This is a genomic window from Serratia sp. BIGb0163 (assembly GCF_024809935.1).
In the GTDB taxonomy this organism is placed as follows: Bacteria; Pseudomonadota; Gammaproteobacteria; order Enterobacterales; family Enterobacteriaceae; genus Serratia; species Serratia quinivorans.
The window spans coordinates 862,218-880,137 of the sequence record NZ_JANUDZ010000001.1 but is presented as its reverse complement, the minus strand read 5'-3'; the positions used below and the strand labels follow the sequence as shown (position 1 = coordinate 880,137).

General features: G+C 53.8%; 21 protein-coding genes. All 21 read right to left on the bottom strand.

The features are described from left to right. Positions 1 to 94: 94 nt before the first annotated feature. Positions 95 to 394, bottom strand: coding sequence for a phage tail assembly protein (locus M2406_RS04310; RefSeq protein ID WP_259188865.1), 300 nt, complete (start codon positions 392 to 394; stop codon positions 95 to 97). Positions 395 to 452: 58 nt separating this feature from the next. Further along, on the bottom strand, positions 453 to 959 hold the full coding sequence (locus tag M2406_RS04305; protein WP_259188863.1) for a phage major tail tube protein: 507 nt from the start codon (positions 957 to 959) through the stop codon (positions 453 to 455). Next, positions 956 to 2,497, bottom strand: coding sequence for a phage tail sheath C-terminal domain-containing protein (locus M2406_RS04300; protein ID WP_259188861.1), 1,542 nt, complete (start codon positions 2,495 to 2,497; stop codon positions 956 to 958). The genes M2406_RS04305 and M2406_RS04300 overlap by 4 nt, the downstream gene beginning before the upstream one ends. 52 nt (positions 2,498 to 2,549) lie before the next feature. Then, positions 2,550 to 3,278 (bottom strand): tail fiber assembly protein, encoded by a 729-nt coding sequence (locus tag M2406_RS04295; RefSeq protein ID WP_259188859.1) that lies wholly within the window; start codon positions 3,276 to 3,278, stop codon positions 2,550 to 2,552. Continuing rightward, entirely contained in the window at positions 3,275 to 4,621 is a 1,347-nt protein-coding gene (locus M2406_RS04290; RefSeq protein ID WP_259188857.1) for a phage tail protein, read from the bottom strand. Before M2406_RS04290 ends, M2406_RS04295 begins: the two co-directional genes overlap by 4 nt. Then, a complete protein-coding gene (locus tag M2406_RS04285; protein WP_259188855.1) occupies positions 4,621 to 5,766 on the bottom strand; it encodes a phage tail protein I in 1,146 nt (381 codons plus the stop codon). Before M2406_RS04285 ends, M2406_RS04290 begins: the two co-directional genes overlap by 1 nt. Beyond that, a complete protein-coding gene (locus tag M2406_RS04280; protein WP_259188853.1) occupies positions 5,756 to 6,670 on the bottom strand; it encodes a baseplate J/gp47 family protein in 915 nt (304 codons plus the stop codon). Before M2406_RS04280 ends, M2406_RS04285 begins: the two co-directional genes overlap by 11 nt. Next, positions 6,645 to 7,004, bottom strand: a complete 360-nt coding sequence (locus M2406_RS04275; protein WP_259188850.1) for a GPW/gp25 family protein — start codon at positions 7,002 to 7,004, stop codon at positions 6,645 to 6,647. The genes M2406_RS04280 and M2406_RS04275 overlap by 26 nt, the downstream gene beginning before the upstream one ends. Before the next feature lie 32 nt (positions 7,005 to 7,036). Next, positions 7,037 to 7,657: a phage baseplate assembly protein V gene (locus M2406_RS04270; protein WP_259188848.1), complete on the bottom strand. Its 621-nt coding sequence runs from the start codon at positions 7,655 to 7,657 to the stop codon at positions 7,037 to 7,039. Continuing rightward, positions 7,650 to 8,204 (bottom strand): hypothetical protein, encoded by a 555-nt coding sequence (locus tag M2406_RS04265; RefSeq protein WP_259188847.1) that lies wholly within the window; start codon positions 8,202 to 8,204, stop codon positions 7,650 to 7,652. Before M2406_RS04265 ends, M2406_RS04270 begins: the two co-directional genes overlap by 8 nt. 7 nt (positions 8,205 to 8,211) lie before the next feature. After that, positions 8,212 to 8,868 carry a hypothetical protein gene (locus M2406_RS04260; protein ID WP_259188846.1) on the bottom strand — a complete coding sequence of 219 codons (657 nt, stop codon included), beginning with the start codon at positions 8,866 to 8,868 and terminating at the stop codon, positions 8,212 to 8,214. Position 8,869: 1 nt separating this feature from the next. Next, positions 8,870 to 9,238 carry a head-tail joining protein gene (locus M2406_RS04255; RefSeq protein ID WP_259188845.1) on the bottom strand — a complete coding sequence of 123 codons (369 nt, stop codon included), beginning with the start codon at positions 9,236 to 9,238 and terminating at the stop codon, positions 8,870 to 8,872. A gap of 9 nt (positions 9,239 to 9,247) precedes the next feature. Beyond that, on the bottom strand, positions 9,248 to 9,658 hold the full coding sequence (gene gpFI / locus M2406_RS04250) for a DNA-packaging protein FI (protein ID WP_259188844.1): 411 nt from the start codon (positions 9,656 to 9,658) through the stop codon (positions 9,248 to 9,250). Positions 9,659 to 9,711: 53 nt separating this feature from the next. After that, positions 9,712 to 10,749, bottom strand: a complete 1,038-nt coding sequence (locus tag M2406_RS04245) for a major capsid protein (RefSeq protein WP_259188842.1) — start codon at positions 10,747 to 10,749, stop codon at positions 9,712 to 9,714. A 59-nt stretch (positions 10,750 to 10,808) separates the two neighbouring features. After that, a complete protein-coding gene (locus M2406_RS04240) occupies positions 10,809 to 11,141 on the bottom strand; it encodes a head decoration protein (protein ID WP_259188840.1) in 333 nt (110 codons plus the stop codon). Positions 11,142 to 11,152: 11 nt separating this feature from the next. Then, complete coding sequence (locus M2406_RS04235) at positions 11,153 to 12,418, bottom strand: S49 family peptidase (protein WP_259189932.1); 1,266 nt, start codon at positions 12,416 to 12,418, stop codon at positions 11,153 to 11,155. A 19-nt stretch (positions 12,419 to 12,437) separates the two neighbouring features. After that, the gene (locus M2406_RS04230; protein ID WP_259188839.1) at positions 12,438 to 14,039 is read right to left on the bottom strand and encodes a phage portal protein; all 1,602 of its coding nucleotides are present in this window, start codon (positions 14,037 to 14,039) and stop codon (positions 12,438 to 12,440) included. Next, a complete protein-coding gene (locus M2406_RS04225; RefSeq protein WP_233500887.1) occupies positions 14,036 to 14,242 on the bottom strand; it encodes a phage head-tail joining protein in 207 nt (68 codons plus the stop codon). Before M2406_RS04225 ends, M2406_RS04230 begins: the two co-directional genes overlap by 4 nt. A gap of 1 nt (position 14,243) precedes the next feature. Next, positions 14,244 to 16,169 (bottom strand): phage terminase large subunit family protein, encoded by a 1,926-nt coding sequence (locus tag M2406_RS04220; RefSeq protein WP_259188835.1) that lies wholly within the window; start codon positions 16,167 to 16,169, stop codon positions 14,244 to 14,246. Beyond that, complete coding sequence (locus tag M2406_RS04215) at positions 16,141 to 16,650, bottom strand: terminase small subunit (protein ID WP_044550069.1); 510 nt, start codon at positions 16,648 to 16,650, stop codon at positions 16,141 to 16,143. The genes M2406_RS04220 and M2406_RS04215 overlap by 29 nt, the downstream gene beginning before the upstream one ends. Before the next feature lie 664 nt (positions 16,651 to 17,314). Next, the gene (locus M2406_RS04210; protein ID WP_259188832.1) at positions 17,315 to 17,815 is read right to left on the bottom strand and encodes a hypothetical protein; all 501 of its coding nucleotides are present in this window, start codon (positions 17,813 to 17,815) and stop codon (positions 17,315 to 17,317) included. Between the last annotated feature and the right edge of the window lie 105 nt (positions 17,816 to 17,920).

Here is a 17,920-nt window from a genome sequence, read left to right as displayed (position 1 = left end):
ATCTCCACTTCAAGCACCAGAAAATCACTAAACACGCTGAAAGGCATGTTCAACCAGTCGCCCAGCGTGTAATGCAGCCGGCGCCCCAGCAGCCTTAGGCCTCGCTGGATGTCGATTTCTCCCGCTTTTCGGGCGGTAGCAAAAAATCGTTAAACATATCCTCCAACTGGGAGAAGTCCGCCGAGGTTAGGTTCTCTACGTCTCTTACGTTCATATCGCAAAGGTTGGCGATCATGGCCACCTCGTTCTCCAGGTCATTCCCTTTCATCCGGGAGAACTCGATACGGTCCCGCACCAGCGGCTCCCGCATGAAAACACGGGTAAGCGCGCTGCCGTCTTCGAGGGTCAACGGGGAATAGAAAGTGATCTCTTTTTTGTTCGCGGGGTAACTCATAAATAACTCCAATAAAAAAGCGGCCCGGGGGCCGCTTGATAACGAGGATGATTAAGGATTAAAGGCGGATTTTGGCGGCGATACCGCGCAGCTGATCCACGCCATTCACACGGCGAATAAAGCGCTCGGTGTCGATTTCGAACAGCTCGCGGCCTTCAAACGTTTGTTTGTAGTAATTGATCGCGATTTCGACCGTGGTGGCCTTTTCTGACAGCGCCTGGTTATCGCGGGCATCCGGCGTAATTTTCGAGACAAATCCCTCTATCTCGTCAATCACCCCCAGCGCGCGGCCGTTACTGAGATAGCCCTCATAGGCCGCAAAGCGATTGCGATTGCCCGTCACAAAACCAAAGCGGGTCAGCATGTCCGTATCGATGCCGTAAAACTTGATCTGGCAGATTAACGCTTCCATGCCGTCGTCCATCGGCGTGGGGGCATCCTGCGCGCCGGTGCGCAGATCTGTTTTGACGATCGACAGTTCCGGCGGCGTGTACTCATGCGCGCCCTGGATACGGAAACCGCCGGCAAAAAATGTCCAGGCTCTTACTGTTGCTTTATCGCTCATACCGTCCCCAGCTCCTCTACTGCATATTGGTTGTTAATGCGAACCCGCATCGTGATCCGTTCTGTCGGTGATTTCGGCCCAAAGTCATAATCGATATAGACCTCACCGGCCGCCAGCGTTTCGGCGGTGTTCAGTTCCTCATCCAGCCAGGCGCGCCCGCCAAAAATGGCTTTGAGCTTGGTCAGCGTGCGCATATAGGAGTTAATCGTGCCCAGGATGTCATCGATGTTCTCCAGGTCGAGCGGCCGATCGACGTACAGCAAGGCCGTCTCCTGGATACTGTCCTCGATAACGTCTGCAGTACGGCGCACTGATTCAAACTGCCATTGAGGATCCTGGATACACAGGCGGTTGCCCCAATGCCGAAAACCATCACGGCGGATAATGGTCGTGACGTTTTCCATGTTCAATAAGTTGGCCTGGCAGTTACGGTCGCCGAGGATAAACTCGTCCACTTGTTCAACGCCGAGGATGTTCGCGATCGCCTGATTGGACTTGCTCCACCACCAGCCCTTTTCTAAGTCAATCCGCGCGCGCAGACCTGCAGCGGACGCGGAGTAAGGACGAAAGGTGATTTCACCGTTGGCTTTCACTTTCGAGACGCGCGGGCGTAACAGTTCCACCCGGGCACCATACATTTGGCGGCGGGTCACAACCTCCTGAGCCGTGGCCATCGATTCACAATCAACATAAGTCACCGCGCGCAATTTGTTTGCGGCCGTTTCCAGCGCCTTCCCGATCGCATCGTCCTCACTGAAACCCGGAGCAATCAAAATGCGCGGCCGGTAACGGGTGACAGATTCGCTTAATGACCAGGCAGCCATAGCGGCGATAAGACTGGCCCGCACGTCGGGATCCACCGAAAACGTCTGCTCTGTGAGCAATTTCGCCCCGCCTTCGGTCGTTAACTTCACACCCTTCTCCGTACTGAGTACGGCAGCGGCTTTACCTTCCGCTTTATCCGCCGCACGCACGACGATGATCAACGCGTTCGTTTGGTCGGTGATGTCCGTGATCGCCTCGCCCAGGGTGCCACCAGCGCCGAGGGCGCTTAATTGGGTGCCGCCAATCACGGCCACCGGCGTATTCAGCGGAAACGGCTCATCGGTCCCGCCGGCTAACAGGGCGGTGAATGGCGCCACAATCCCCGGGGCCGTGGTTTCAACGGCAATGATTTTGCTATCGGCCACGGCTTTCACCGCTGCAGCCACCTCGCCAGCGGTCGCGGTTATCACGCCCTCAGTATCTGCGCCCAGGATGATCGACAGCACCCCGGCCGCGTAACTGGCCGAGGTTTTAGCCTCTGCAGCGCCGGCGACTGCCTTAACGCTGTATTGATTGCCCAGGCGCCCCGGCTCCAAGGCGTTAAACGTCAGCTCATTATCCAGCAACGGGGTGCCCGTGGTCCGGCTTGCTACCGTCCCTTTAGACGCGTTTGGCGCCGTACCCACCAGCCCGATAATCGCGGTCTGAATGGTTGTCACGGCTACCGAGCCGATATTCAGCTCTATTGTTTCCACACCATGTAAATCTGCCATTGTTATCTCCAGGCATAAAAAAACCGCCGGCGGCGGTCAGGGGGTTGTTTTATCAGGCTGGCAACGCGGGCCAGGGGATATCGGGGGCCTGGCCGATATCAACACGGCTTAACAGCACGCGGTATTTTTTCCAGTTGGCCAGGCGTTGATCGTCGCCCTCTTCGCTCATTCCTGTCTCTGCAGCGTCGTTAAGCAATTCAATCTGTTGATCTGCCTGCTGCCGCAACTGCTGCCGGATTTGCGCGGCTTGCTCTACAGCGGCCCGCTGTTGGGCATCGGTATCTGTTACCCACTGCTCACCGTCCCACTGGTCCCAGGGCGTTGCTGGCGGCGTAAAGGTGCAGTCAGGGGGCAAGATAAAATAGGGGTCGGGCACTGCCTGGGGGCGACCGTCGGCGGTGTAGTAGGTCTGCCCTGATCGGTCTTCAATTTGCTTCCAGCCGTCGCCCGTATGCAAAACCGCATGGCCAGGTTCTGCAGCCGGCGGCGCGGCGGTTACGGCCCATTCAGGCAGCGCGGCCAGCTCCATCATGACAAACTGATTGCCACGCTGATCCCAATAGGTTGAGCCGCGCACATCGGGAATATACGTCCAGCTCGTGCCGTCCCATACGCCCGCCTGTCCCGCCTTCGGGTTGCACTTCAACGGGGTACAATTGGCCGGGAGTCCCGTGTGCGGCGCCACGTAAAAATTGAGGGAACCGGTAAAAATGCCGGCATCGTCAAAGCGGTAAACCCATACCCAACGGGGAATATCCGAAAACTCAAAGCTCTCTGTCATGCCAGCCTCACAATGTAGTTAAATGCAATGTTATCAACGGTGTTTCTTGCTGCACCGAACGCATCGATACGCAGGCCGTGGCCGTGCCAGCCAATATCTACCCAGTGGGAGTGATTGGGTGTTGCCTCTACCAGAGGGAAGTCTGATAAATCTCGGCCTAATTCAAATGAAAACCGTTCACTCCAGCCGCCATCAATCGCAGTGTTTGAGTGATATCCGCGAATTTTTGGCTGAAATGCCCCTGCTTGCGTCGTTTCTTTACTGCCCAGGTCAGCACCGGCCACTTCACCGCCGTGGCCGTGACTCTTAACCTCACCATCAGCCAACGATAACGGGCCGCGATCATCCGGTTTCCCCAAAATAGTCCGGCCTCGCATGTCGGGGAAAACACCCGACGGGTACGCCTGCGCCGTGCGCGGATAGGCGTTTTTATCAAAAGCCTGCCCCAGCATTAATGCATGGCCAGGCGGCGGGGAATCACCCGAAAACGGCAGCGGCACAATCGGTTGCTGTTCTTCTATTGCAAACGTCCCGGCTTTACTTCTTAGGCCTCCGGTTTGGGTATCAAACTCCCAAATACACTCCATCCCGCTATCACCGATAGCATGGATGACAGGATGCGCGTGCATATCCGTTCCTGGCATAAGGTAGCCAAAGCTGACGGCCGTCGGCCACCCTTTGCCTTTTCGAGTGCCTCGCCCTTTAACGAGGGGGATATAAGTGCTTCCTGGCGTTACAGACCAGTGATAATCAGGTGAATAAAATGGGGCGTGGTTATCTAATTGCTCCTTGTACATGCCTGCGCCGGCCGGTATGCCGTTAGTGCCGTTTGCCTGGAACATTGGGGCGCCCAGATCGCCCGTCGCCGTGTCGCCCTTCCTGAAAAGATAACGGCCGTCTGCTTCTTCAATAGTCAGCACCGATACATTCGGATCAATCTCCAGCACCACGCTTTCAGCGTGTACCAGCGGCATGGCAAAGCTAATCACCAGCTCTTTTACGATGGAGTCGTTTTGCTCCGGTAGATAGCTGTCGGGATAGGCGCCATAGGCAATCAGAACTCCGGCGCTACTCATCAGCCCGAACTCACGGACCACTTTCCCTGGATATTCACGGGCGTTTATGACTGCCTGGCCGGCAATCATGCCGCTACCCGAATCCCCCTGCGTAAAGGGCACATCCCCAAATTTATTAACCAGCTTGGTTACTGCAGGGTCAGGGGTCACAGAGGCCCCGCCACCATCACCAAACGCGACGATCGGGATAGTGACCACCTCACCGGCCTGATAAGCCGTCTCTATCGCCTCGGCGCCGACGGCGGTTAAAATTAATCCTGAGGCCATTATTTTTTCTCCACTTCAATCACTGCAGCCGTCGAATAATCGTTAGGGTCCCACGGCGAAACGCTGTTGCTAAACCCGGATTTTAAGCGCACATACAGTTTAAAATTTGAGGGAAACCCTGGGGAGGCTGTAACCCAGCGGGACTCCTCCGAGGTCGAACCCATCCAAAACTCACGCCAACCGTAGACAGTCATGTTTCCCCACTCCCCCCACAGGTGCCCCATTTCGCGCACTCGACTTCCCACGGCTGGCCAACGAATTAAATCCTCAACCAGGCACATTCTGCCGCCCTGTTTTTCAATAAACGCAGGCATCTCAGACTGGCTAAGCTGAATATCTGCCGGCGTGGGAACAAGATAACGAGCAGGGTTGATTGCGTGGCTGATCGAGCGGTTACGGGCATCCGTCCCCGTGATAGCGACGGCCCCGGGACCGGTAATGGTTACCGTTCCATCACTGGCCACCGTCGCCGGGCCTGTTACGTGCCAGGTGATCGCGCCAAAGTTGCCTTGTGTTACCAGCGTGTAAACAGCTCCATTAAATGACGACGTAGGCGCAAACTCCGACGTCATCCAGCCGTTGATGTGTACGCCGATAAACTCAAACACGGGGATGATTGAGAATGACTCAGACGCAATCATGTAGCCGGCTAAAATCGCCTTACCGTCCAGGCTGCCTTTAAACGACACGTCGAACCAGGAGCGCAGGTTTTTACCTTTCATCACCGCGCTTTTCAGGTCCTGCACATCCGTTAACGTGATCGGCCGGTCGTCCTGGGTAACATCCAGAGAAAACGTGTAAGGCTCTCCCCGGGGCGTTTTTTCGAACCACTCGACAACATCACTGGCGAACGGTGAAGAAGATAACGACATTTCGATCGCCGCCCGGGTCCCTCTGTGCCGATGGATATACGCCGCCCTGGCGATGGCCGCCCGTTTCTCCGCCTCTGTCCAGTCCGTGTTCCAGGTATCCACGCTGTACTCCCACGCCAACCACGGCAGCAGCTCAACAGGGCACAGCGCAGGATTTTTCACTATCCGGATCAGGTCAGGGATAGAGAGCACCTCCTCAATTGTCGCCTGTTCCAGGGCGCGCTCTGGCGGGATGGCATTGGGCGGGAGGAGGGTTTTAAATTTATTCTGCATTAATGATCACCTTACGCAGCGTCACTTTTGAGCATCGCGGCGCCTGCCCCATTGCCATGCTGATATCTGCAGCGGGTGAAGTGAGTTTTACCGTCACTATTCCGGCTTGATGCAATGCGCGGTCAATGGCCGAGCACGACACCAGCCGGCCGAGACGGTTAACAATGGCCAGGTACCTGGTCAGCTCATCCTCTGCCGCTTTCATCACCGTGTCAGTGTCCGGGCCGTAGGGGATTTGGATATCTGCAATGACTTCAAAATCCACCATTTCCGCCGGCTTCACCGTGACGAAATCGGTCAGCGGCCGGATCTCTTTTTTATTGACCGCTTCGGCCACTTTTTTCAGCACATCAGCCGATGGGATCCCCCCATTGGTCCGGGACAACACATAGAGATACACCTCGCCAAGCCGTTGATGATCTTCGGGGCCGTATGCCCGAACATCTAAAACGTCAGGGTCTGCAGACGCGGCAAAAAAGGTGTAGGTGTTTTCGGCGCCGGCGGTACTTAACCGGGACCAGGCCAGTTGTATCCGGGTTCTAAACGCCTCGTCGTCTTCATAGACCGGCGCCACTGGAGGGACGGCGTTCGGGTCGCCCGGTGTTATCAGCAAGCGCAACACATCAAAATTAGCGCCCAACTGGTCCAGGTCGTCCCCTTTGGCGCTGGCCAGTAATACAGCCCGAATAGAGTCATTCATGCCCTGGCGGATCAGTGTTGAGTGATACGCCAGGACCTCCCCTTGTTTAAACACTGGGTCAGACTCCAGCAAGGCATCATAATCCGGGTCCAGCTCGCGGAGTCGCGCCAGCCAGCCGGCAAAAATCAGCGCGGGATCGGGTATTTTCACCGCGTCAGGAACGGGCAATTCTGAAAGGTTAATCGTCGCGGAATTGGTCGCCATTTATCGTTAGCTCCTCCAGGGTGATCGGGTAGCCCGTTTCTTTGTTGATGCCGTAAATCGTCAAATCAAATTGCCCGGCGCCGGCAAACTGTACCGCCACCGTTTTCACCTGCAGACGCGGCTCCCACTTCGCCAGGGCGCTGGCCGTGGCGGCGATGATATGCACCCGCGTGCTTTCGTCCTGGGGGTTGTCCACCAGGTCCAGTAAATCGCTACCGTAATCCCGGACCAGAACGCGGCTACCGATCGGCGTGGTCAGGATGTCAAAAACGGACTGGCGCAAGTGAGCGGTTCCTGCCAGGCGTTTACCGTTGGCTGCATTAACTCCCAGCATAGTGCCCCCATAAAAAAACCCGCCGGAGCGGGTTACATTTGGTTGTTCGGTTTATCGGTGTCCCCGCCATGCGGATCGGGATGTGTATGGTCGTTGAAAATTTCCCGGATCCGGTCCAGAGAGCTTTTGCCGTCGGAGATTTCTCCCGTGGCGGACAGGTCGCCAGTGACTGTCGTCTTCGCCTGCAGGAAACTTTCACCCTGTACGGTAAGTGTTTCCGTTATCGTAACTGGCCCGCGTAACGTCCCTTTACCGATAATTTCATAGGTGCCGCCCTCCGGCAGTGTCAGCGTAAAGGCGTGTTCTTCGCGGTTGTAGCGGAATTCTGCGCCGTCGCTGTATCGGGTGATGTGCTCCGCGTCGCTGCCTTCTGGCGCCGGCATAGCGCCCGTATTCCAGCCAGGGAAAACCCGGCCGTTATTCAGTTCGCCGGCTTCAGATAACACGGTCACAGGGTCCCCGACTGCGCACGGGTTTGAATCGCTGCGATGGGCGCCGGCGAACCCCTGGCACATCGGGAGCCAGGTTGTGACGTTATCGCCAATATCCACCCGGCAAAACGGTTGTTTGCCATGTTTTACCGAATGAATAATCCCCCGGCGGACCATATTGGCAACCCGGCGCTGCAGGTCTGATAACGCGTCATCACTCATCGCCGGCGCCCTCTTTTTTCTCGTAGATAAGCCTGTAATCGTCAACGTGCGCACTGCCGATATTCGGGGCCTTGCCCAAAAATACCTTTTTCAGCGGGCCAGCTTTCGATTCAAACGGATCTTCACCCATCGCGGCCACCTGGGTGAAGGTGATCCGCCAGACGATGTAATCATCCATCGCCACATCAAAATCATCAGGCCCGGCTCTGACAAACTCCGCCGGCTCCAGCCCTTCAAGCCCAAACGTTTTACCCTCTATCCATTGGCTAAGGTCAGCTGCAGCCGTGCGAATATAAATCTGAGGTTTTGAAATGTCGGCCGTCGCTGAGCGGTCCACAACAACAAAGAGATCGTGCTCAAATTCAACGCGCAACTGACCATCAGAGCCGGGAGAATTCTCCCAGCCGGCGATAGACAAATACACCGCCGGCGTTTCCAACTGCGTGACCACTTCCGGGTAATCGTCAGCATTGACTACCCACGCAATTTCGCGCAGCGCAGACAATATCGCATCGTGATAGCTGGCCATTAAAATCGGTGTTGGCATACGTCCCTCACACGTTGATCCGCATCTTCACGCGGCCTTTTAAATCCGTTTCAAAGTGATGGAAGAAAATTCGCGAAACATCTGAAAAGGCGTTGTCCTCGATGTAGTCCAGCATCGGGGCGTAAATATCGACCTCAGCCTCTTTCGCGCGGCGGGTTTGCGGGTCACGAATTAATACCGTTCGCCGACCGGCACGCGTTCGGCCCACCTCGCCATCAGTGAAAGTTTTAGCCGTCAGCAATTCGCCTTTAGGCTCAAAACCGACTTCCGCCGATGCCCTACGCCTGGCGGCAATAAATCGCCCTGTCTGGGGGTCCCTGCGGTCATGGTGGGGGCGGAGCCGGCCCTTAACTCGGCCTTTGAGATCCTTAACCTTGATTGCATTCAGACCAAACCACAATTTCCCCTCATCCAGCTGCGCGCCACGGGTTAAGCGAAACGACAACAGACGCTTACGAATAAGGGATAAGTTACGGGGCGCTATGCCGGCTTTCATATCCCCAACAACGCGTTTTTTTAGCGTCGTCATAGTGCGATTTAAGGCCCTGCTATACGCGCGCATGTATTGCGTATGGTTGGCGCCGGCAGAAATTGCGATCCGCTGCAGTACCTGCAGATCGATATCAAAGGGTAAATCTCGCCTTAACCTGCTTGCTCGGGCCATATCATTTACTCCATTTGTCGATCGCCGGCGCGTGCTTCCCTGGCACTCCGCGCGCCAATGTAACAACACAGGTTCCTGTGTCGTCGGGGCCGACTTTCACCACCCAAAAGGCCTCCGCGCCAATCTCCACCCGATCTTTAGGTTTCAGGCCTGCAATCAGCGCCGTTTTAACAAATAGCCGAGGGGCGACGTCCTGAACCGTTGCGGCACCATAAGGCAGGGAGGTATCAGCGGCAGGCTCATCGAAAACGGCACGGGCAGGCGTCGGCGCACCATTGATGGACACCACCATTTCCCGCCCCATCACCTCAATAATTCGGCTGTCAGCATCGAAAAGGGCCTCATCAAAAAGGTTATCGAACCCATCCATGCCGCCCCCTTAAAGCTCTGTCACGTGGCCAGCGTCTTCCAGCTCGTCCACGTCCGAGGCCAGCACGCGGACCGTATCGCCGGCATACGCCATTTTCACCGGTTGATTACGCGTTTCATGCAATGCGTTGATGTGCAACGTCGTCAGCACGCGGACCATTACCCACTCGATATCGCCTTCTGATTTTGGCGCCATTGGCTGGCGTTGTTCAGTGGTCGTCTGCAGCAACGGACCGGAACCAGACGCCCCACCGGTGCCACCGTCTGTACTGTCGCCGTCTTCCTCCAGAGCCTCGATTTCCTCTTCGGCTTCGCGGATACGCAGTTGCAAATCTGCGATAGTCCCTTCAGTGCTCAGCTCACGGCCCAACACCTTGCCCAGCTCGCCCAGTTTGGCGATCAACTCGTCTTTATTAGCCATTGTGCTCTCTCTATGAAACAGGGGAAAAGGGGCCGTAGCCCCTACGGGATGGGTTAAGCGACTTTCACCACCACAAATTCATTAGCATCAGCCAATAGCATCAGCGGCGCGGTTTGCGTCATGGTGTATTCACGCGCCGGATCGCCTTTCTGAACCCAGTTTTTCGGGTAACGGCGGGCTTTGGTAATGCCCTCGGCTAATGCCTCAATATCCTGGATGGCGCCATAAGTACGGATGCCCCGCGCCTCGTTATTACCCATAACAAAGGTGTTTTCAGGCATGTAGTTGGTTTTTTTCTGGGTCTTAGGGTCGATATACTGGCCAACGTAAACCACGATGGCCACATCGCCATACATGCCCTTAACCGACACCGCTTTACCCAAATCCTTCAACGCGGTTTCCAGGTAAGCCACAGATCCCCGGCGGGTATCGAGCTTTTTCTGCACAGCTTTGAAAGACTGGAAGAGGGACCAGGCTTTTGAGTCCATCACAACCAGATTGACAATCCCGGACGCATTGAGCGCGTACTCCTCCAGATCTCCGGTTGGGTCGTAGGTTTCCTTGTCCTGGGTAGACCAGCGACCGGCGCCAGCCTGCGTGATGTTGTTGGCCGGGTCGCGCTGCAGGTCTACTTCGACCTCTTCGAACTCTTCGCCGGTCATGATGTATTTGCCACTGATCACAGCATCGACAGCCTGTTTTTCTTCAACCTGGGCGATAGCCAACTCTTCATCTTTCAGGTTCTGCAGGATGATGCGATTACGACGATAAGCGGGGTCTTTCAACTGCTCCGGATCTTCATCTGGCAGACGACGCAGCACCATTTGCGGGTTAACTTCGTGCTTTGGCTTAACGTAACCCGGCTTAAATTGCGTGGTCAGGCCGCCACGCGAACGCAGCACTTTACCCTCAACCGTTGGAGAGATATAAACCGCCATTGCGACCTCTCCGGGGATCTTGGCCAGGTCTACGGTTTCAGTATCAAATTCGTAGCTTTCACGGTAGAAAACACGCAGAAACAGCGGGTCAAACTTGAATTTTGTCTCAGTGACGGCGATCAATTTGCTCGTCGAGTACATGGATTGCGACATGAGTTTTCCTCATAAAAAAACCGCGCCAGGCGCGGTTATAAAGTGGTGATCGGGAGCTATTAGTTAACGCTGATAGCCGTACCGGCAAAGGCGTTAAATTTCAGTTCATCAGTGGCCGCTGCTTCTGGCCATTGCACATCCTCAACACGGAATGTACCGGATTTGTAGTATGTGATTTTCGGTTGAGGGCCATCGATGGCCAGCGCCAAAATAGCAACGGCCGTCCCGGCTTTTGCCCCGTCCCATGCCACCAGCTTGTTAGTGTCTTCTTTCAACATTAGCGGGGTGAGTGCCGGCGTTGCCGCAGCAAGACCACTAATGCCGATCGCGGTATGTGCCGCATCGCTGCCACCAAGGGGCTGAACATGCTTAAACTCTTCTTGATTTACCATACTGGGATTCCTTACACCGGGGTGTTCATTAAGTCGTTTTCTTCGGCCTTTGCCGCTGCCCCTTGTCCCAGGGCTTCGGGAGAATCGGCCATCAGGCGATCAAGTCCCGTTTCAGTCCGGACCTGAGCGCTTTCCGGCATACTGGCAAGAATGCGCTGGGCATTTTCTACCGTCATACCTGGCGTGGCTGCGAGGGCGCGCGCGGAGGCGCCACGGCCTTTGGCCTCATCACAATCTAAAATCCCCATGATGCGGGCATTTTCGGCCTGAATGGCATCATTAACGGCCGCTGTTACACTTCCTGCGGGCTGAGCCGCTGCCGTTTGTGCTGTGGCCACTTCCGATCCAGTTGGCGTATCCGCTACGGTTTGGGTTTGATTTACTGACATTTGGCCTCCTATAGACCGGGTTACTTTTGAGTTACTGATAGCCTCACGCATGACCGCTAATGCATCGGTGTTAATAACCAGTTCATCAGACAGACCTGCGTCTATCGATTCCTGGCCGGTATACACGGCCGCTTCGGTATCGAGCACCGCCTGAACAGAAATACCGGTATAGCCCGATACTTTTTCCGCAAAGGCTTGTCGGATGGCGTTCATTTTTGCCTGAAATGTTGCCCGAACTTCCTTTGGCAAGGCTTCCCACGGGTTCCCGTCCACCTTGTGAGCACCGGCAAAAATCAGGGTGATATCAACCCCGGCTTGCTCCAGATTGCCGGCGTAATTACTGTGGGCCATCAACACACCGATAGAGCCGGCTTTGGCTGTCTGCGTGACTAAGCGCCGAGAGCACGCGCTGGCCAGCAACTGGCCGGCGCTGCAGTTCATATCGTTGGCCAATGACCAGATCGGCTTTTGACTACGCAGACGGGCGATAATATCGGCCGCATCAAATCCGCCGGCGACCATCCCTCCCGGGGTGTCCATATCGAGCAAAATCCCGTCAACGTCGGGATCGTTAATTGCCGCTGTTATCCTGGAAACAATCCCGTTGTAGCCGGTCATGCCAGAATACGGACGCAAAGTGGCGGACTTGCTGACCAACGTCCCCGATATCGGGACAATGGCGATCCGGTCCTGGATGTCATAGCCGTTATCCGAGATAGTCACTCGTCCGGGACCATAGGACGCGGCTAATTCAGTCATTTGCGGCGGTGATAAGACCGTATTTGTTGTGCCATCAATCAGGCGCCCCACACCCAGCTCGTTACCCAACGCGCAAAAGAAAACCCGCGCGTAGGCGGGTTCTAATAAAAGCGGCTCATTGAGTGCCATACTGGCGATATGGGGCAAGTTACGCGCTTGATCCACGCTGACCTCCCTCGTTTTGTGTTGAGTTCTGCAGCTGAGCCTGAAAAGCTGCAACCACCCACGCAGGCTGTGTTAAGCCGGCTGCCTTGCGTTCTTCTGCCTCCCGCACCTGCTGCCGGAAAATCTCCTGATAGTCTTCGCCCAGCTTGCCGCATTCCTTTTCAAAGGTACTTAAACCCGCCTCAATCAGCATGACGGACTCCTGCACCTCTTTCAGGCCATCAATGGCCATGCGGCCGGCGCCGATCCATTCTGAATTACTCCAGGCACATCGCGCCTCACTGAATGAGAAACGTGCGCGGGACGGCATTTTTACCACCCCACGGATCAATGCTTCTTCCAGCCAGCAGGAAAACATCATGCTCGCCTGGCGTGACGCAATAAACTTGCGGCGCCCAAGGAAGTAACGCCAGGATTCGTTAGCCGATGCCCGGGCACTGGAGTAACTCACCTGCGAATAATCGCGGGAAAGCTGTTCATAGGACACCCCCAGACCGGCAGCGATATATCTGAGCAGCGACTGTTCAAAGACTGAATAGCCGTTATCCGCGTTTTGCGCGGCTTTCAGTTCAAGTTTGTCCCCTGGGAACAGATGCGGGACCTTGGCGCCACCAAACTTCACTTGCGCGGACTGGTAATAAATCAGGTATTGTTCCAGGAGTTTATTCATCGGTGGTTCTTGGCCTTTAGCGTTCCCCGCCCCCAGGATGTAATCAAACGCCTTTTCAGTATCCAGTTCAGACTCAATGGTTGCAGCATACATCGCCTTAACGATCGCACTCTGCAGCTGTGTGTTCTGCAGCGTATCGAGCATCTTCATCTGCTCCATCACGCTGTAAAACCGGTTGGCTCCACGTGTCTGGCCATCCTCCAGGGGTTCAAAAATGTGGATCATCGCCGGCCGACCATTTGCCAGCTCACGGGGCACATAAGAAACACGGCGGGTGCCCCAGCTCGGATAGCTGTCATCCACCACGTTGTAGCCAATGGCTGCGCCATATTTGTCCAGTGAAACACCGGCGCGCTGCGTTTGGCTGTCGAGCACTCCGGGCGCGTTTCGGATACGTTTGGGGCTGACCATTTTAAACTGGGTGCGAAACAGTCGATGCGGAGCACGATCCCAGCAAGGCTGGGTAAAGACCTCCCCGTTAAACGCGTGCATGGCCACGCCTTCACGGATCATCATCGTAAAGGTACGTTTGCGCTCCACGTCCAGGCAACAATCAGGGTCCTCTGCGTACTCTCGCCAGGCCGCCTCTATCTCGTCAGAAAACGCCCGGGATTCTTCCTCAGCGATACCGAGATATCGCCAGTTTGGTCGATAGCTAAGGCGAAAGAATGAGCCGACAATATGATCCTGGTGCAACTGCACACCATTGGCTGCATAGCCGTTATTTCGTACCAGGTCATCAGCCCGGGCGTTCCCCCGTTCAAATTGCGGCAGTAATGCGGCGTCTACGCTTTGTGAAGACGGTTGCCAGCCGGCAATTTGGCCACCAAAGCCCACACCGCCACCGGTATAACCGGCGTACTCACGCAGCGGCGTCGCGCCATCCGGGCCAAGTAAGGTTTGATTTTTATTCATACCCCGAACCTCGCCGGACCTCGACGCCGACTGGCTAACCCCAGTTGAACCTCTAAATCAGAGATATAGGCGCGCAGCTCGTTTAACGTGGCGGAGGTGAATGTCACGGCGCGCCCGTCTTTTTGAATCGATGCCACACGTTTACCCGTTAGCAGTTCGTGTAAGGCTTTTCGGGCTTCTTCCAATTGTGCCAGTGTCGCCACGTTATCCTCCCAATTGAGCCGCCAGGGCGGCCAAGTCATTATTATTTCTGGCCTGCTGGCCGGACGGTGATTGTTGGCGGCTGGCCAGTAACACATCCAAATCCAGCTGCCAGCGCGAAACGCTGATACGCAAAGCCGCCAGGGCATAAACAAAACAGTCGAGGGCCTCGTTTCGGCGTTTTTTGGCGTCCCAGAGCAATTTAATTTTCCCTTTCTCATATTTTTCTATGAGTTCCTCTGCCGTCATCTGCTCGGCTTCGGCCAGGTCGAAAACCGCCGGATTATTCGGGTAGTGGATAAGCCCAGGAACGGGGGAACCATCAGCGGAGCGTTCTAGTTTGTAGCGGCTGTAAATGACTTCTTTGGCGACGTCAGTGCCGATTTCTGTCAGAAAAACGCCGTGGCTGTTTTTCTTGCGCGGCATGTTGGCCACAGGCTTTCCATAAACGCTGGCCCCCTTGATAGGTATTACCCGGAAGAGGCCCAGCCTTTTCGAGCGGTTATAAACAATCGCCGGGTCGATACCGCCAGAGTCCCAGCAAACACGGCCAATGGTCATGATAGTGCCGTCGGCAAGTTGGTACTGTTTGTTGATGGCCTCATCAACACGCAGCAACGTTTCCTCTTCATCGTGCCGACCCATGATAATCACGCGGTCGATCAGGAATGCTTCTTCTCCCGGCGCCCAGCCCCAAACACGCATTTCGTAACGGTCAAGCTGTGAGTCAATGCCGGCAGTGAGGTAAACCACACGTTCAGGCACTTCTGCCCGGTAATGTTCGGCCAGCTCGAGCAAGGTTTCAGGTAACGGCCGCTCCCCCACTTCCTCGGCCCAAGTTTCGCCAAGCGTCGTGTTGGTGAACGTTTTCAGCTTGCCCGGGTCGCCCTTCGTCTTTCTAAAGTCCTTAACGATTTGTACCCAGGTCGTAAACGGGCTGTATGCCGTCCAGATATGAAAAGAGACTGATTCTGGTGGGGGAATTTCCACTCCCTTGGAGTCAAACCACTGTAATCCATCCACTGTGTACTCCCCAGATACCGCACAGATGTATCGTCCGCCCACCAAACTCATTTCACTTTGTTGAATGACACACGCATTGAATTCGCAAAGGTAAAAGACCGTCTCTGGTTTTCCACTCTCCCACTTAAATCCATAAGGCGTCTCCCGATCGCCAAATTTGAGAAATTGCTCCGAACCGCAATGTGGGCATTTAACGTAAAAACGCATGAAATGCCCCGACTCACCTGCCGCGCGTTCAATCTGACACATACCCCGAATTTTTGGTGTCGAACCTCGAATAGACTTTGGCCAAACTGCACCTTCTATGCGTTTATCACCCAGGAACGTTGGAGAACCTTCCTTTTCAATGTCCTCATCAAAAGCAGCCAGCTCATCATAGGAAACAAAATCGACTGATTTTTCACGATAGTTTTTCGCCGCTTTTCCCCCTAAACACCAAAAGCCCCTTCCATTCGAAAACCGCTTCATTGAAAGTGTGTTGTCCCGATTCTTCTTCCCAAACCATGGCGCCATTGCCAATAAGCTGGGTACATCGCGTATCGTGGGTTCGACATGTGATTTCATAAAATTTTCAGCATCGCCATCCGTGGGCTGCCACATCAACCCGTTGCGTTGCTTGTGCTGAAGGAAATAAGCAACGACCCCAAGAAGCATTTTCGAATAGCCGACACGCGCAGATTTAATCAGGTTCACCTCCCGAATATCATCGCTTCCCATCGCATTCATAATTGCCACTTGGAATGGCAGCGTTTCCCAACGGCCTTCCTGATAAGAAGATTCTTTTGGCAAGTAATAATATTCGTTCGCCCATTCAACCGCAGTCATCGGTACCGGGCGTACCAACACACGCAAACCATCGGCAATGGCACGTCCCAGATTAGTCAGCTGATTGTTCGATATATTCATCCATCCACGCCTCTACTCGTTCCCCCACAACGGCGGTCCGATTCATGGCTTTTGCCAGCGTAGACTTCAGATAGTCCAGGTGTCGGGGATCGACACCAGGGAAGCGCCGTTGCAGGGTTAAAGGTATGCCATCCAAAATACCGGCAATTTCTCCGGCCACCCGAGAAAGAGCAAACGTGCAAAATGCAGTCTCAACAACCAACCCTTTCCCTTTCTGATTTTTCAATTCCTGTGCTTCAGCCTGAGCCTCCGTCAACCGGATCCTGGCGATTTGCAGGCGCTGTTCAGCAGCAACCTCGCTATCTTCGTCAGGTTGTTGTTTTCGTACCTGATGAGCCAGACGATTTTCCAGTACAGAACGGACATCGTAGAACACCTCTCGGCCACGTTTCTCTGTAGGGATAACTCCCCATTTATCAAATGCCTGAACGGATATTCCCAATGAGGTGGCCATGTCTTTTTTATTGAGTAAAACAGCCATGCCCCTTGCCTCATTTTTCGTGACAACTAAACAACAACCAACCTCTGGAAATGCTCATAAATAGCGGGCTTTCGCGAGTCTCCCGCCCCTCGGTGTTTTGGGCTTCAGGAAGGACCCGTAAAATAGGATTACTATCAATTTCCGCGAATGAACGCAGGTATTACGTGATGGCTTTTATCCACAAAAAAACCTGCCAAGGCAGGTTCTATAGACTTCTTTCATTGGCTTAAGCAATTTTCAGACATTCTGAGTTTTTAGCCAACCTTTTTTATTCTAAATGGTTATAATGAAACCATGCCATATGCAAATTAATTCTTAGCTCCGGGAGTTAGATGCACCTAATAAAAAATATATTGAAATTTTACAGATTGGCAATTAGATGTAGGCACTCTGTCGCATACGGGAGAGCCTTATTGGAGTGATAGACTAAAAATAAAAAACCACTAGTAAAGACTAGTGGTTTAATTAACACATTGAAATTAATCACGTTTATGCAGTTGTGATTTGTCCGTAATTCCCTTCACCTAAACGATAATCGGGTGAGCACCAGCCACATAGCGCATCCATTAGACACTCAGCCTTATCTTCAATTTCCGAAGATAAATCATCATCATTGGTTATTTCAAAAAGGCTCTGGTATATCTCATCCCCAGTACTAAAACCGTTATAGATTTGCTCTGAAATAAACGCCCTTAGACTCAGCATCGAGCTGTCTTCTAAACGCGTCTTTAGTTCCAATTTCATCTGAGATTTCATCATGTAGCACCTCCCAAAACCCGCGAGTGGCTGATAGGTACGAAATATAGTCATTAATGTGCATCTTATAGCGAGGTGCAATGATACCATGCTTAGCGACCTGACCTGGTTGCACCGTATCCTCTATATACTCTAAATGCTCACTTATTGCAAGAAAATCCTCATTTATAAAGAAAACATACTCCGTTTTTTTTAACCTCAAAAGATGAGGAGCCATATTTTCCTTCGGAGGGGGGCAAACTGATAGTCCTTGCCTAAGGTCATTGATCATACCATTGTCATCGGTGACGATATCATAGTTATTACCAGCAGCATCCACACTTTCGATGCGATGGCGAACTCCTAGAGTTCTTGAAATGTTCACCCCTAAGATGGGGCGAACAAAATCTTGGACAACTTCACTTTTCATCGTTCTTATGAGTTTTCTGCCCATCTTAAGCCTTGAGTTTATTTTTTAAGATACCAGAGGGATGCATTTATTTTTGAATTTTTTCAAATGTTTGTAAACATATAA

Coding starts and splice junctions, on each gene's coding strand:
- M2406_RS04310 (WP_259188865.1), bottom strand. CDS start 394: ATGAGTTACCCCGCGAACAAAAAAGAGATCACTTTCTATTCCCCGTTG.
- M2406_RS04305 (WP_259188863.1), bottom strand. CDS start 959: ATGAGCGATAAAGCAACAGTAAGAGCCTGGACATTTTTTGCCGGCGGT.
- M2406_RS04300 (WP_259188861.1), bottom strand. CDS start 2,497: ATGGCAGATTTACATGGTGTGGAAACAATAGAGCTGAATATCGGCTCG.
- M2406_RS04295 (WP_259188859.1), bottom strand. CDS start 3,278: ATGACAGAGAGCTTTGAGTTTTCGGATATTCCCCGTTGGGTATGGGTT.
- M2406_RS04290 (WP_259188857.1), bottom strand. CDS start 4,621: ATGGCCTCAGGATTAATTTTAACCGCCGTCGGCGCCGAGGCGATAGAG.
- M2406_RS04285 (WP_259188855.1), bottom strand. CDS start 5,766: ATGCAGAATAAATTTAAAACCCTCCTCCCGCCCAATGCCATCCCGCCA.
- M2406_RS04280 (WP_259188853.1), bottom strand. CDS start 6,670: ATGGCGACCAATTCCGCGACGATTAACCTTTCAGAATTGCCCGTTCCT.
- M2406_RS04275 (WP_259188850.1), bottom strand. CDS start 7,004: ATGCTGGGAGTTAATGCAGCCAACGGTAAACGCCTGGCAGGAACCGCT.
- M2406_RS04270 (WP_259188848.1), bottom strand. CDS start 7,657: ATGAGTGATGACGCGTTATCAGACCTGCAGCGCCGGGTTGCCAATATG.
- M2406_RS04265 (WP_259188847.1), bottom strand. CDS start 8,204: ATGCCAACACCGATTTTAATGGCCAGCTATCACGATGCGATATTGTCT.
- M2406_RS04260 (WP_259188846.1), bottom strand. CDS start 8,868: ATGGCCCGAGCAAGCAGGTTAAGGCGAGATTTACCCTTTGATATCGAT.
- M2406_RS04255 (WP_259188845.1), bottom strand. CDS start 9,238: ATGGATGGGTTCGATAACCTTTTTGATGAGGCCCTTTTCGATGCTGAC.
- gpFI (WP_259188844.1), bottom strand. CDS start 9,658: ATGGCTAATAAAGACGAGTTGATCGCCAAACTGGGCGAGCTGGGCAAG.
- M2406_RS04245 (WP_259188842.1), bottom strand. CDS start 10,749: ATGTCGCAATCCATGTACTCGACGAGCAAATTGATCGCCGTCACTGAG.
- M2406_RS04240 (WP_259188840.1), bottom strand. CDS start 11,141: ATGGTAAATCAAGAAGAGTTTAAGCATGTTCAGCCCCTTGGTGGCAGC.
- M2406_RS04235 (WP_259189932.1), bottom strand. CDS start 12,418: ATGGCACTCAATGAGCCGCTTTTATTAGAACCCGCCTACGCGCGGGTT.
- M2406_RS04230 (WP_259188839.1), bottom strand. CDS start 14,039: ATGAATAAAAATCAAACCTTACTTGGCCCGGATGGCGCGACGCCGCTG.
- M2406_RS04220 (WP_259188835.1), bottom strand. CDS start 16,169: ATGAATATATCGAACAATCAGCTGACTAATCTGGGACGTGCCATTGCC.
- M2406_RS04215 (WP_044550069.1), bottom strand. CDS start 16,650: ATGGCTGTTTTACTCAATAAAAAAGACATGGCCACCTCATTGGGAATA.
- M2406_RS04210 (WP_259188832.1), bottom strand. CDS start 17,815: ATGAAAAGTGAAGTTGTCCAAGATTTTGTTCGCCCCATCTTAGGGGTG.